At 37.7% G+C, this 13,290-nt stretch carries 10 protein-coding genes, 2 tRNA genes and 1 pseudogene; 2 read left to right on the top strand and 11 right to left on the bottom strand.

Translation table 11 applies throughout. From position 1 onward, the window contains the following. Positions 1-5: 5 nt before the first annotated feature. From FGK96_RS03735 to FGK96_RS03725, 3 genes are all read right to left on the bottom strand, one after another. Positions 6-77: transfer RNA gene (locus FGK96_RS03735), tRNA-Gln, on the bottom strand. 8 nt (positions 78-85) lie between these two features. Beyond that, positions 86-166 (bottom strand) — tRNA-Tyr (locus tag FGK96_RS03730). A gap of 59 nt (positions 167-225) precedes the next feature. Further along, positions 226-456, bottom strand: a complete 231-nt coding sequence (locus tag FGK96_RS03725; protein ID WP_138081537.1) for a DUF2969 domain-containing protein — start codon at positions 454-456, stop codon at positions 226-228. Positions 457-611: 155 nt separating this feature from the next. Here FGK96_RS03725 and FGK96_RS03720 point away from each other — a divergent pair, with 155 nt between their 5' ends. Then, entirely contained in the window at positions 612-2,141 is a 1,530-nt protein-coding gene (locus tag FGK96_RS03720) for an IS1182 family transposase (RefSeq protein WP_138081535.1), read from the top strand. On the opposite strand, the gene FGK96_RS03715 is transcribed toward FGK96_RS03720, so the two are convergent. The 4 genes from FGK96_RS03715 to parE form a co-directional block, all read right to left on the bottom strand. Beyond that, complete coding sequence (locus FGK96_RS03715) at positions 2,079-3,101, bottom strand: branched-chain amino acid aminotransferase (RefSeq protein ID WP_138081533.1); 1,023 nt, start codon at positions 3,099-3,101, stop codon at positions 2,079-2,081. The two genes, FGK96_RS03720 and FGK96_RS03715, sit on opposite strands and share 63 nt — an antisense overlap. Before the next feature lie 119 nt (positions 3,102-3,220). Continuing rightward, positions 3,221-5,683: a DNA topoisomerase IV subunit A gene (parC, locus tag FGK96_RS03710; protein WP_138083493.1), complete on the bottom strand. Its 2,463-nt coding sequence runs from the start codon at positions 5,681-5,683 to the stop codon at positions 3,221-3,223. Between the two features lie 317 nt (positions 5,684-6,000). Next, positions 6,001-6,414 carry a YkvA family protein gene (locus FGK96_RS03705; RefSeq protein WP_138081530.1) on the bottom strand — a complete coding sequence of 138 codons (414 nt, stop codon included), beginning with the start codon at positions 6,412-6,414 and terminating at the stop codon, positions 6,001-6,003. 196 nt (positions 6,415-6,610) lie between these two features. Then, positions 6,611-8,560: a DNA topoisomerase IV subunit B gene (gene parE / locus FGK96_RS03700; RefSeq protein WP_138081527.1), complete on the bottom strand. Its 1,950-nt coding sequence runs from the start codon at positions 8,558-8,560 to the stop codon at positions 6,611-6,613. 131 nt (positions 8,561-8,691) lie between these two features. Here parE and plsY point away from each other — a divergent pair, with 131 nt between their 5' ends. Further along, positions 8,692-9,330: a glycerol-3-phosphate 1-O-acyltransferase PlsY gene (plsY, locus tag FGK96_RS03695; RefSeq protein WP_138081524.1), complete on the top strand. Its 639-nt coding sequence runs from the start codon at positions 8,692-8,694 to the stop codon at positions 9,328-9,330. Positions 9,331-9,464: 134 nt separating this feature from the next. Here the strand turns inward: plsY and FGK96_RS03690 are convergent, their stop codons facing one another. The 4 genes and pseudogenes from FGK96_RS03690 to FGK96_RS03675 all read right to left on the bottom strand — a co-directional run bounded on the left by FGK96_RS03690 (position 9,465) and on the right by FGK96_RS03675 (position 13,114). Then, positions 9,465-10,118 (bottom strand): uracil-DNA glycosylase, encoded by a 654-nt coding sequence (locus FGK96_RS03690; protein WP_138081521.1) that lies wholly within the window; start codon positions 10,116-10,118, stop codon positions 9,465-9,467. Positions 10,119-10,228: 110 nt separating this feature from the next. Then, positions 10,229-10,891 (bottom strand): amino acid ABC transporter permease, encoded by a 663-nt coding sequence (locus FGK96_RS03685; protein ID WP_138081518.1) that lies wholly within the window; start codon positions 10,889-10,891, stop codon positions 10,229-10,231. A 20-nt stretch (positions 10,892-10,911) separates the two neighbouring features. Beyond that, positions 10,912-11,736 (bottom strand): transporter substrate-binding domain-containing protein, encoded by an 825-nt coding sequence (locus FGK96_RS03680; RefSeq protein WP_138081515.1) that lies wholly within the window; start codon positions 11,734-11,736, stop codon positions 10,912-10,914. Positions 11,737-11,770: 34 nt separating this feature from the next. Then, a pseudogene (locus tag FGK96_RS03675) lies at positions 11,771-13,114 on the bottom strand (IS3 family transposase). Positions 13,115-13,290: the final 176 nt, after the last annotated feature.

The following is a 13,290-nucleotide window of genomic DNA, read 5'->3' as shown; positions in this document are numbered from 1 at the left end:
TCTGACTGGGGTAGCTGGATTCGAACCAACGCATGAGGGAGTCAAAGTCCCTTGCCTTACCGCTTGGCTATACCCCAAATAGAAATGGAAAGAGAGGGATTCGAACCCCCGAACCCGAAGGAGCGGATTTACAGTCCGCCGCGTTTAGCCTCTTCGCTATCTTTCCATAACAACAAAAACTATTCTACCATAGTTTTATTGCTCACGCAAGTGTTTTTACCCACTTTAGTGATTCAAATTGTAGCTTTCAATGATACTTTCAACCGCTTGTTCCAAGGTTTTGAAGAAGCTTTCTGCACTACCGTTGTTGACAACAACGAATCTTTCATCAAGCTCTGCAATTTCACCAACAATACGTTTTCCATTTAGTAATTGATAACCATTTACTAGAGTATTCTCAAGTGAAACCTTGTGATCAACAATTTGAATTTCAATTTTTTTATCTTTTTTACTCATTCTATACCTCGCTTCATCCATTTTACACAAAAAGAAAAAAGCTTGCAAGAGCAAGCTTTCAGATTGAAGACAAAGTCCTTAGAAATTGATTTTTCTAGGGCTTTTCTTTTTGCTAAGAGTTATAATAAAGATAAGAAGTTCTAGGAGGTCTCAGTATGTTCCACAAAGAAAATCCTAACTACAATCGCAATCAAGTTGGTTTCTATAGTTTAGATGACTTGGTTCCTAAAGACCATCTCTTGCGTCAAATTGATGAAGCGATAGATTTTTCATTTATTTATGACTTAGTGAAGGACAGTTATTGTGCGGATAACGGTCGTCCTAGTTTGGACCCTGTCATGTTAGTGAAAATTCCCATGATTCAATGTCTCTTTGGCATTCGTTCCATGCGTCAAACCATCAAGGAAATTGAGGTTAATGTGGCTTACCGCTGGTTTCTTGGGTTGACTTTAGAAGATAAGGTGCCTCATTTCACAACATACGGAAAGAACTACAGTCGTCGTTTCCAAGATAAACAAGTCATTGAAGCTATCTTTTCTCATATCTTAGGGCTCTGCCTGAATGCCGGGTTAATTGACCCTACTGAAATCTTTGTGGACGGTACCCATATTAAAGCAGTTGCTAACAATCACAAATATATCAATCAGGAAGTAGAGGCGCAAGCTAAATTCATGAGTGCCCAATTAGAGCGAGAAATTGCCAAAGATAGGGAAAAACACGGAAAAAAGTTGTTAGGGCTCGCCAGAGAAAAAGAGCCCACAAGTAAGAAAATTTCTACAACCGACTCTGATAGCGGTTGGTTTCATAAGGGAGAACACAAACAAGTTTTTGCTTATAATGCTCAAGTCGCTTGTGATAAATATGGTTGGGCACTAGGATATAGTATTCACGCTGGGAATGTTCATGATAGTCAGGCTTTCCCAGAACTGTTTGACCAAATTAAAGCATTACAACCAAGCTATCTTATCGCAGACTCTGGTTATAAAACACCCAGCATTGCCCACTATTTATTATCTCTAGGTATCACACCCGTTTTTCCATATACTAGACCACGTGGCAAAAAAGGAATGCTTAGTCCTAAAGAGTTTGTCTATGATGAGTATTATGATGTCTACCTCTGTCCAGAGAACCACCCCTTATGTTATTCAACCACTACTCGAGATGGCTATAGTGAGTACAAAAGTGATCCAGCTATCTGTCAGACCTGTCCGCTATTATCAGTCTGTACCCAATCGAAAACCCATCAAAAAGTTATCACTCGTCATCTATGGAAAGAAGATTTAGAAGTCTGTGAAGACATCCGACACCAAAAAGGGATGAAAGAATGTTATCAACAGCGCAAAGAAACGATAGAACGCTTATTTGGAACAGCTAAAGAATATCACAATTTGCGCTACACGAGATTAAAAGGAAAGTCCAAAATGGAGGCAACCGTTGGACTGACTTTAGCGTGCTTGAATATGAAAAAATATAGTAAGATAATGGCGAGAATATCCTTTTTAATTGGCTTGAAAATTGCCAAAGTTAGCCCAATAATCATAATGAAAGTAAAAGAAAAGACAAACTGGAGATTTAGGCCAGTTTGTCTTCAATCTGAAAGCTTGCAAGAGCAAGCTTTGGATTTAATCAACTTTTACAATCCATCCCTCTGGGGCTTCAATATCACCAAACTGAATGCCAACTAATTCGTCATACAAACGTCGGGTTACTGGTCCAACCTCTGTCTCACTGTAAAAAACATGCAAATGATTATGGTACTGGATACCACCAATCGGTGAGATAACAGCAGCTGTTCCACAAGCACCAGCTTCTACAAATTTATCCAAATCATCAATTGGAACATCTCCTTCAATAACAGTCATCCCTAATCTCTTTTCGGCTAATTCGAGAAGAGAATATTTAGTAATAGACGGCAGAATTGATGGACTTAAAGGAGTAATGAACTCATTATTAGCGGTGATACCGAAGAAATTAGCTGCGCCAACTTCTTCAATTTTAGTATGAGTGGCCGGATCTAAATAAATCACATCAGAAAAACCATTAGCTTTTGCCGCTTTTCCTGGTAAAAGCGAGCCAGCGTAGTTGCCTCCGACCTTTGCTGCTCCCGTTCCAAATGGAGCCGCACGATCATACTCTTCAGAAACAATAAAATTTGTTGGCATTAAGCCACCTTTAAAATAAGCTCCTACTGGCATCGCAAAGATAGTAAAGATATACTCATCAGCTGGTTTAACACCGATAACATCCCCAATACCAATTAATAAGGGACGAAGATATAAACTTGCTCCTGTACCATAAGGAGGAACATACTCTTGGTTCGCTTTAACCACTTGCTTAACCGCATCAATAAATTGTTCTGTTGATATTCGTGGCATTAATAAACGCTCTGCTGTTGCTTGTAAACGAGCAGCATTGCAATCAGGACGAAAGAGCTGAATAGAACCATCTTTTGTCCTATAAGCTTTTAAACCTTCAAAAGCCTGTTGCCCATAGTGTAAAGCTGGTGCTGCTTCGGATAGATGTAAATTAGCATCTTCGGTGAATTGTCCCTGATCCCATTGTCCATCTTTAAAATAAGAAATATAACGGTAAGGTAACTTATGGTATTCAAATCCTAGATTATTCCAATCTATATCAAGTGTCATATCGTATCCTCATTTCTGCTTTTATATATTGTATCGTAATTTTCGTGAAAAGCAACTATATTCTAATGTTTTTAATTTTCAGAAAAATAGATTCAAACTAAAAAGAACTTTCGTCCTTTTTAGTCAAATCTTACTGATAAGACCTCTTGATCTGAGATGGTATCTGAAATAAAAGTACCATTACTTGTTCGTTCAGACAAGGAATAGTTAGCTAAATTCACTAAATATTCTTGACCAGTTTTACTAGTAACTATCAATCTTAAACTAGGTTCATCATTGTCAACTTGAGGATTACTAAATAGATCAATGGCTTTAGTTGAAACTGAACTCCTAACAGCGCCAGCTAAGAAGACACGATGAGGTTTATTTTTTAATTCTCTCAGAACCAATAGCCCCCTGTTCGCCCGACTCGTTTGCGGGATATCCTCCATAGCAACTCGCTTCAAGCTGCCGCGTTGTGTTAGGACAAAGAAACTGTCTGTATAGGCTAAGAAAGCAGAAGCAATATAGTCACCTTTTTTAAGATTCATCGCTTTCACACCAGCTGTTTTTAATCCTTGAACGGGCACTTCTTCATTAGAAAAACGAAGGGCATAACCTTGATGTGAAATCAACATGATATCGTCAAATAGGATAGGCTGAACAGCAATAATACGATCCTGCTCATTTTTTAGTTTCGCATATTTAAGTGATTTAGAGCGATAGGTACGCCATGGTGCTAGCTCTGATCTTGCAAAGCGCTTAATTTGACCTAATTGTGTCACACTATAGTAAGTTACTGATTTGAAATCATCAACAAGCTCAGCATACAAAATCTTCTCGTCATTACCGTAGTTAGTAATAGTTTGAGATAAGTGCTCACCAACTTCCTTCCAGCGAATATCTTGCAATTCATGCACAGGACGGTAAATAACATTTCCTAAATCTGTAAAAATAAGAAGATGCTGGGTTGTTTTTGCACTGGTTACGAAAATTAAGCGATCATCATCACGTTTACCAACCTCTTCAATCGTTGAAGCATTGAAGGATCGAGGGCTGGTGCGTTTAATATACCCACCTTGTGTAAGGCTAACAAAGGTCTCTTCTTCCACAATCAAGCTAGCAGTATCAATTTCAATTGTCTCTGTCTCTTTTTGTAATTGTGAACGACGAGGATTGCCAAATTTCTTTTTAACCTCTCGTAATTCATGCTTCATCACATTATACATGGTAGCTTCATCAGCGATAATAGCTCCCAAAGTAGTTATTAAATTACGAAGTTCTTCCTCTTCATTTTGCAAAGTAACAATATCGGTATTCGTCAAACGATATAGTTGCAAAGTAACAATAGCTTCTGCTTGCTCCTCGGTAAAAGCGTAGCTGATTTTCAAGTTTTCCTTTGCATCCGCTTTGTTTTCAGATGCACGAATCAAGGCAATCACTTCATCAAGGATAGAAATAACTCGAATCAGTCCCTCAACAATATGAAGGCGCTTTTCGGCTTTAGCCATATCAAATTTGGAACGTTCAACGATGATTGACTTACGGTGCGCAATATAGGAGCTAAGTATCTTTTGAATACCAACTTGATGTGGTGTATAGTTATCAATAGCTACCATATTAAAGTTGTAATTGACCTGTAAATCAGTATACTTCAACAAATAGTTTAAAACAGTCTGTGTATCGGCATCTTTTTTCAACTCAATCGCAATTCGTAAACCAGATCTGTCAGATTCATCACGGACTTCTACTATTCCAGGAACTTTGTTATTAACACGAACATCATCAATTCTTTTAACTAAAACGGACTTGTTAATCTCATATGGAATTTCAGTAACAATAATCTGTTGTTTGCCGCCTTTAAGCTCTTCAATCTCCGTCTTTGAACGAACAACTACTCGCCCTTTGCCTGTTTCATACGCTTTACGAATCTCATCTTGACCTTGGATAATACTTCCGGTCGGAAAATCTGGACCAGGTAAAAACTCCATTAATTTGTCCAATTTAGCTTTAGGATGATCAATTAAATAAACCGTCGCATCAATCACTTCTGCTAAATTATGTGGAGGAATATCGGTAGCATAACCTGCAGAAATACCAGTAGCACCATTAACCAAGAGGTTAGGATAAGCTGCTGGCAGAACTGTTGGCTCTTTTTCTGTATCATCAAAATTCCAAGCAAATGGTACCGTATTTTTCTCAATATCTTGTAAAAGATAGCCTGAAATTTCTGATAAACGGGCTTCTGTGTAACGCATAGCTGCAGGAGGATCACCATCCATCGAGCCATTATTACCATGCATTTCAACAAGGATTTCACGATTCTTCCAATCCTGACTCATCCGCACCATGGCATCATAAATTGAGGAATCCCCATGAGGGTGGAAATTTCCCATGATATTCCCTACAGATTTTGCAGATTTACGGAAACCTTTCTCAAAAGTATTTCCATCTTTATACATGGAATATAAAATACGACGTTGAACAGGTTTTAGACCATCTCTAATATCAGGTAGAGCCCGCTCCTGAATAATATATTTGGAATAACGCCCAAAGCGTTCTCCCATGATATCCTCTAGGGACATGTTTTGAATGTTACTCATATTTAAGATACCAAACCCCAAAACTGCAAAGATAATATAAATAATCACTAGGAAATCCTGATTTTCTATGAGACTTATCTTTTTGATGCAGCATTTAGAGCAGGTTCAATTCCTTTCTGTTTGTTTAAAGGTATATTTCAAGTAAAAGAGGTAACTCAAAGGCGACATGAAAGCTTTAAGATTTTTCTTAATGCTAATTTGGAAAAATTATTCCTTACACAAAATATCAAGACAAGTTCTTGTAGTTAATGACCACCTGAACCTGTCTTGAAAAACTAATCAGACCTTATTGAATCATTTTCCAAGAAGAAAAGAGTTTAGTCAGAGAACACTGGCCGCGCTTTTTTCCACTGACGGTAATCCTCAATATCCTTATAAACCAGATTCCAACAAGTAGCGACAACAAGTGCATCATCTAATTGTCCCAAAAAAGGAATCCAGTCAGGAATAAAATCAATTGGAGATAGAAAATAGATTAAAGCACTCACGATAGCTACGATAGTTCTTCGAGGCACCTGTCTGTAATCCCTTTTCCAATAGCTACGGACCATACTAATTAGAATGGGTACCGATTTTAATTCTTGTCTGATAAACGGAATCCACTTAATTCTTCTTTCCAATTTATCAAGGAAAGATTCCATTTTAGCATCATCTTTTAGCAGGCGATCAGCCTTTTTATAGCCTTTTTGCAACTCTTCCATAGCTTGCTTTTTATCAAAATGTTTTTTCATAGCTCTACCTCACAAATTTGAAATAAGACATCGTCCAAATTAGAAACAGAATGATCAATCACTGCTCTAAATAGTTAAGTAAATTAATTATTATATACAATTATATAATATTAATCACAAAGTGAGAAATTAAAAGTAGTTGCATTTTAATTTTAAGCAAGCTATTGTTATTTTCACTTAGAACTCACTGTGCGTGTTAGAAGACTGTGTTCTCTTCAAGTGTAAATGTAACATTGTCTTCAATCCATTGCCGTCTAGGGGCCGCCTTATCTCCCATCAGCACAGACACACGTCTCTCTGCACGCGCTAAGTCGTCAATAGTCACACGAATGAGAGTCCTAGTTTCAGGGTCCATAGTTGTCTCCCATAGTTGGTCTGCATTCATCTCACCTAGACCCTTGTAGCGCTGTAGCATAGCCCCTTTTCCAAATTCCCTTCGTAGGTCTTCTAGCTCTCCGTCTGTCCAAGCATAGGACACCTTAGCTGTTTTGCCCTTACCTTTAGACATTTTGTAGAGAGGCGGTAAAGCAATATAGACATGCCCTTCCTCAACAAGTGGGCGCATATAACGGTAAAAAAAGGTTAGCAGTAAAGTTTGAATATGGGCACCATCAGTATCCGCATCCGTCATGATGATGATTTTGTCGTAGTTAATCTCTTCAATTCTAAAGTCAGCTCCAACACCAGCGCCGATGGTATAAACCATGGTATTAATTTCCTCATTCTTGAGAATATCCGTCATTTTAGCTTTTTCAGTATTTAAAACCTTACCTCGAAGTGGCAAAATAGCTTGAAACTTGCGGTCACGACCTTGTTTAGCTGAACCACCAGCTGAATCCCCTTCGACCAAATAAAGTTCATTTTTCTTAGCGTTTTTGGATTGAGCTGGGGTTAATTTTCCAGAGAGCAGACCTTTATCTTTTTTATTTTTCTTGCCGTTTCGAGATTCATCTCGAGCCTTCCGAGCAGCTTCGCGAGCGTCACGGGCTTTAATAGCTTTACGAACTAGATTAGTCGCTAATTCACCATTCTCAAGTAAAAAATAAGTCAATTTTTCAGATACAATTCCATCAACAACTGGACGAGCCAGTGGGCTTCCCAGTTTATCCTTGGTTTGTCCTTCAAATTGTAAATGTTGTTCAGGAACCAAGATCGATAAAACAGCTGATAATCCTTCACGATAATCAGAGCCCTCTAAGTTTTTGTCCTTATCTTTTAAAAGATTTGTTTTGCGGGCATAATCATTCATAACCTTTGTTATAGCCGTCTTCAAACCAGTCTCGTGGCTACCACCATCTTTGGTTCGCACATTATTGACAAAGGATAAAATATTATCAGAAAAACCATCATTATACTGGAGTGCTACTTGCACTTGAAGCTCTTGATCTTCTCCTTCAACATAAATGACTGGAGTCAAAGTTTCCTTATCTTCATTGAGATAAGATACAAAGTCTTGCACGCCATTTTCATAGTGAAATTCTTCTGTAACAGCTTCTTCTCCGCGCAGATCTGTCAAAGACATCTTGACGTCCTTTAAAAGAAAAGCTGATTCTTTAAGCCGCTCTGCAATAGTGTTAAATTTAAAATCAGTTGTTGAAAAGATACTATCGTCAGGCATAAAAGTAACTGTTGTGCCCGTTTTACTCTTTGGAGCTGAAGCAATCTTCTTCAGAGTTGAGACTGGTTTACCACCATTTTCAAAGCGTTGCTTATAAACTGAACCGTCACGAGTAATTTCAACTTCAAGCCACTTAGACAAGGCATTGACAACTGATGAACCAACACCGTGGAGACCACCTGAGGTTTTATAACCACCTTGTCCAAACTTACCTCCAGCATGTAAGACAGTGAAGATAACTTGTACAGTTGGTATTCCCATAGCATGTTTACCAGTTGGCATCCCCCGTCCACTATCAGCAACACTAACTGAGCCATCAGCATTAATGGTAACCTTGATTTCGTTACCAAAACCTGATAAGGCTTCGTCGACAGCATTATCTACAATTTCCCAAATGAGATGATGGAGACCGGTTGCATCTGTAGAGCCAATATACATCCCTGGGCGCTTGCGAACAGCATCTAATCCCTCAAGGACCTGTATTGCATCATCATTATAATTGGTTATGGATATTTCTTTTTTAGCCAAAGTGACCTCCAGATTTTTTCATCTTTATAATCTTACAAGTTTTTTGAGAATTTTGCAAAGTTATTTTTTTATTATCTAAATTTAAGTGAGATTGACTCATCTAAAAAAAGCTTTATGGTATAATAAAAACTATGAAACTAACATTCTTAATTATTATTGCATATCTCCTTGGTTCGATACCTACAGGGCTCTGGATTGGCCAATATTTTTACCATATCAATTTGAGAGAACACGGATCTGGCAATACTGGTACAACCAATACCTTCCGCATCTTAGGGATTAAGGCCGGTCTTGCTACCTTAGCAATTGATATTCTAAAAGGGACTATTGCGACCCTGTTGCCAATCATCTTTGGAGTTACCTTTTTATCACCCATCATTTTTGGATTTTTTGCAGTAGTCGGACACACCTTCCCTCTTTTTGCTAAATTTAAAGGAGGCAAGGCCGTAGCAACCAGTGCTGGAGTTATCCTTGGCTACTCACCGCTCTACGTCCTTTTTCTGGCCATTATCTTTTTAGTGATTCTCTATCTATTCAGTATGATTTCACTATCAAGTATCTGCACAGCCATTATTGCCGCGATTACTGTACTTGTCTTCCCAAGAATCCATTTCCTCTTAAATCAACCAGACCCTATCTTGCTTGTTATCGTCATCTCGCTGGCGACACTCATTATTTATCGTCATAAAGATAACATCCAGCGCATCAGATCAAAAAAAGAAAATCTCGTTCCTTGGGGACTAAACCTAAGCCAGCAGAAAAAATCATAACCACAAAAAAATTCCCTTTCAAACGAGAGGGAATTTTTAAATTAATAAAAAACTTTTCGACTACTAATCTTAACACTCCTAAACTAGGAACCTATCAGTAGCAGGCATAAGTTCTAGTTTATCTAAAAATCGTATTAAGACAACCAATCAATGGGAGCAAGACCATTATCTTCAAGAAATTGGTTCGTTCGTGAGTAAGGGTGGCTACCAAAAAAACCACGATAGGCCGATAAAGGGCTAGGATGAGCACTTTCAATCACCAAATGTTTCGGATTGGTAATCAATGTCTTCTTTTTCCTAGCATAGCCTCCCCATAAGATAAAAACGACAGGGGTGTCTTTGCTATTAGCAACCTTGATAACAGCATCTGTAAAAGGTTCCCAAATAAGCCCTGCGTGCCCATTCGCCTGATGTTCAGGAACGGTCAAGCAGGCATTCAATAAAAGTACCCCTTGCTTTGCCCAAGGTAATAAATCATGATGATCACGCAGTCCTATATCGGTCTCTAGTTCCTTTAGCATGTTTTGAAGAGACGGAGGTGCTGGTAGGTCATCTGGCACAGAGAAGGATAGGCCTTGCGCTTGTCTAGGGCCATGGTAAGGGTCTTGACCCAAAATGACAACTTTTGTTTCTTCATAGGGCGTCTCTACTAGAGAACGAAAAACATTTTCACGTTTAGGATAGATTATCCCTGATTGATAAGCCTGATCTAAAAAGTGATTGATTCTAGCAAAATAATCATCCGGAAGAGACGCTTTTATCATCTTATGCCAAGTTGAATGTTTCATAAACTACCTTTCTTCTAGAGCAAAAAAATTTCATTTCTTTAGCTCATATTTTAGCATATTTTACAGATAAAAACCTCAGAAACCAGTGATTTCTGAGGTTAAACACTTTTTTATCCATTTGGAAGTTGTAATCTACGTTCCAGATAAGCTTGAAAATTTTCGAATAAATAACAAAGGGACCAATAAATGAACGCCACTAAAATATACATGGACATATAATCCCATTCCCTACCGCCAACAATCTTGGCATTTTGAAAAATATCAGGAACTGTGATCATTGCTGCTAGTGATGAGCTTTTTATCATATCAATAACAACGTTTCCAAGTGGCGGAATAGCAATTCGAATAGCTTGTGGTAAGATAACCTTTTTTATGACCGTTTTTTGAGGTAGACCCAGCGCTTTGGCTGCTTCCCATTGCCCTAAGGCGACAGCATTAATAGAAGATCTAAATATCTCTGAAATATAAGCCGAACTCACCAAACTAAAGCCAATATAAGCACAAAGCAAGGCTGGCAATTGCAGGTCAAAATAGGGCATCCCAAAATACAACATAAAGAGCACAACAATCATAGGAACACCGCGCATGATTGATATATAAACCTTCACAACTCTTCTGAAAAAGCCATGCTGTGATCTTCCAAGGATTGCTAACAGAACCCCCAAACTGATACCAGTTAAAAAACTCAGCGCCGAGATTCCAATAGTGTATGGTAGTCCCGAAAGTACAAACCAGAGACTGTCTTTCATTAATTGAAAATCAATAAATTTCATCGGCAACTGTCCATTTCTAATTAATCAACGTCTGAAACGTCAATTTTTTTAAAGTCATATTTTTTCTCTTTTGATACGTCTTGACCAGCAAAGAATTCTTTAGATAATTTAGTTAAAGTCCCATCTTTTTTCATTTCTGCTAAGGTACTGTTTACTTTCTTCTGAAGTTTTTCATTACCTAACTTAATAGCAAAGTTTGATTCTGAAGGGTTGTAATAAACACCTTTTAAGACTTTCACAGGAATATCAGGAAGGGCTTTACTTGCCATTGGAAGATAGAAATCATTTAAAATAACGTCAGTTCTGCCATTAGCGACATCCTCTAGATAAACATCGTTAGTCACATTATCATAGATAACTAACTTAGCGCCAAACTTCTTAGCCACTTTCATATATGAAGTTGTCGAAGCTCCCGCAGCTTTTTTACCTTTTAAATCCTTCAATGATTTAATTCCAGAATCATCTGATTGGCGGACAATCATCGAACCAAAGGAATATTTATGGGCATTAGTGTACAAGAATTTCTTTGCATTCTTACTATCCTTTTCAATGGAATATCCTGCTATATCAACCTGACCACTATTAAGAGCTGAAAGCATGCCATCAACCCCCATCTCAGTGAACTTAACCTTAAGTCCTAAGCGTTTCCCAACTTCTTTGATGATTTCAACATCATAGCCTGTTAACTTATTCTTCTTATCATGGAATGACTGTGGAAAAAGAGTTCCTGAGGTTGCTACTTTCAGTTCACCCTTCTTCTCAATTTTATTCCATTGAGCCTGACCTTGGTCATCTTTTTTTGAGGCGCAAGCCGTTAAAACAAAAACTGAAAAAGCTAAAGCGATATTGTACTGACCCCCAAAAGTTAGACATTATATTTTAAGCAAAGGATTTAGTTCTGTATTGTACGGGACTAAGTCCTTTTAGTTTTACTTTGATCCGTTTATTGTTGTAATAATCAATATATTTTTTAATAGCTTTTTCTAAATCTCCCAGAGATTTATAGTAGCTCTCATAGCCATAGAACATTTCTGACTTTAATATGCCAAAGAAGGATTCCATTATCCCATTGTCAGGGCTGTTTCCTTTACGTGACATAGATGGACGGATACCTTTAGAGTTTAAAAAGTGATGATAATAGTTGTGCTGATACTGCCAGCCTTGATCACTATGTAAAATAGTTCCGTTATAGTATTTATCTGGAAATGTCTTTTCTAGCATCGTTTTAATTTGGTTTAAGTTAGGAGAACGTGAAATGGTATAGTTTATTATCTCGCTATTATAACCATCAAGAACTGGTGATAAATAGAGTTTTCCCTCAGGTAAAGCAAATTCAGTCACATCGGTGTAACACTTCTCAAAAGGTTTAGAGGCTTCAAAATGGCGTTGAATAAGGTTATCTGCTTTCTTTCCAACCTCACCCTTATAAGATGAATAGCGTCTTTTGCGACGTATTCTCGCTGTTAAACCTAGTTCTTTCATCAAGCGCTGAACTCTTTTGTGGTTGATGATAAAACCTCTGTTACGCAGTTCCAAAGTGATTCGACGATAGCCATAGTTACCTTTATGTTTCTGATAGACTTCTTGAATTTGGTTTTTAATGGACTTGTCTAAATCATCTTGTTCTAGTTGCTTAAGATGATAGTAATAGGTTGAACGAGCTAATTGAGCTGCTCTTAGAAGTAAACCTAATCTAAATCCTCCATCAACCATTTCTTTAATGATTTCTGTCGTTCTTTCTCGATAGCTTCGTCCCGTTCTTCTAACTCTTTTAACTTTTTTAGGAAGGCGTTCTCCGTTCTGAGATATTCGTTCTCTTCCTGAAGGCGCTCTAATTCAGTCATTTCTTCCCAAGTTTTCTTTGGTTTACGTCCCATTTTTGCTGGTCTCCCTTTTGTTGTCTCAACAATAGTATAACCATTTTTCTTGTATTGCGCTATCCAATTGGCAAGAGTTCCTGGATTTGGGAAGGCGTAATCTAGAGAAACTGACATTAAGGATTGCCCATCTTTCAAGACTTTATTAATCATTTCTTGCTTCATTTCAGGTGAATAAGCTTGGTACTTTTGCTTCTTAACGATCTCGACTCCATAACGATCTATCAGTCGAATGGTATATTTTATTGCAGCGGGTTACTCCAAATTGAATCTCTAATTGAGTCCAGGAAACACCTGACTTCTTTAAACGATAAATTTCTAATTTATCTTCATAACTTAATTTCATACAAAAACACCCCAAATGTTAGATTTTTTGTCCAACTTTTGGGGTGCAGTACATATATGTATAGATTTTTTTCATTAGAAAAAACACTCCTTTTTTTAATAAGTTTAGTATACCATTATACCCTTTGTTTCAGTCATGGCAATGCTTACAAACAAAGAGAACCTAACCTATAATAG

Source organism: Streptococcus porcinus (genome assembly GCF_901542335.1).
GTDB classification, from domain to species: domain Bacteria; phylum Bacillota; class Bacilli; order Lactobacillales; family Streptococcaceae; genus Streptococcus; species Streptococcus porcinus_A.
Note: the sequence above shows the minus strand (reverse complement) of the source record. Positions and strands in the feature narration are given on the sequence as shown.

Excerpts from the sequence above, each read along its gene's own strand:
- FGK96_RS03685 (WP_138081518.1), bottom strand. The coding sequence starts at position 10,891 with ATGAAATTTATTGATTTTCAATTAATGAAAGACAGTCTCTGGTTTGTA.
- FGK96_RS03715 (WP_138081533.1), bottom strand. The coding sequence starts at position 3,101 with ATGACACTTGATATAGATTGGAATAATCTAGGATTTGAATACCATAAG.
- FGK96_RS03705 (WP_138081530.1), bottom strand. The coding sequence starts at position 6,414 with ATGAAAAAACATTTTGATAAAAAGCAAGCTATGGAAGAGTTGCAAAAA.
- FGK96_RS03725 (WP_138081537.1), bottom strand. The coding sequence starts at position 456 with ATGAGTAAAAAAGATAAAAAAATTGAAATTCAAATTGTTGATCACAAG.
- FGK96_RS03720 (WP_138081535.1), top strand. The coding sequence starts at position 612 with ATGTTCCACAAAGAAAATCCTAACTACAATCGCAATCAAGTTGGTTTC.
- parC (WP_138083493.1), bottom strand. The coding sequence starts at position 5,683 with ATGAGTAACATTCAAAACATGTCCCTAGAGGATATCATGGGAGAACGC.
- FGK96_RS03690 (WP_138081521.1), bottom strand. The coding sequence starts at position 10,118 with ATGAAACATTCAACTTGGCATAAGATGATAAAAGCGTCTCTTCCGGAT.
- plsY (WP_138081524.1), top strand. The coding sequence starts at position 8,692 with ATGAAACTAACATTCTTAATTATTATTGCATATCTCCTTGGTTCGATA.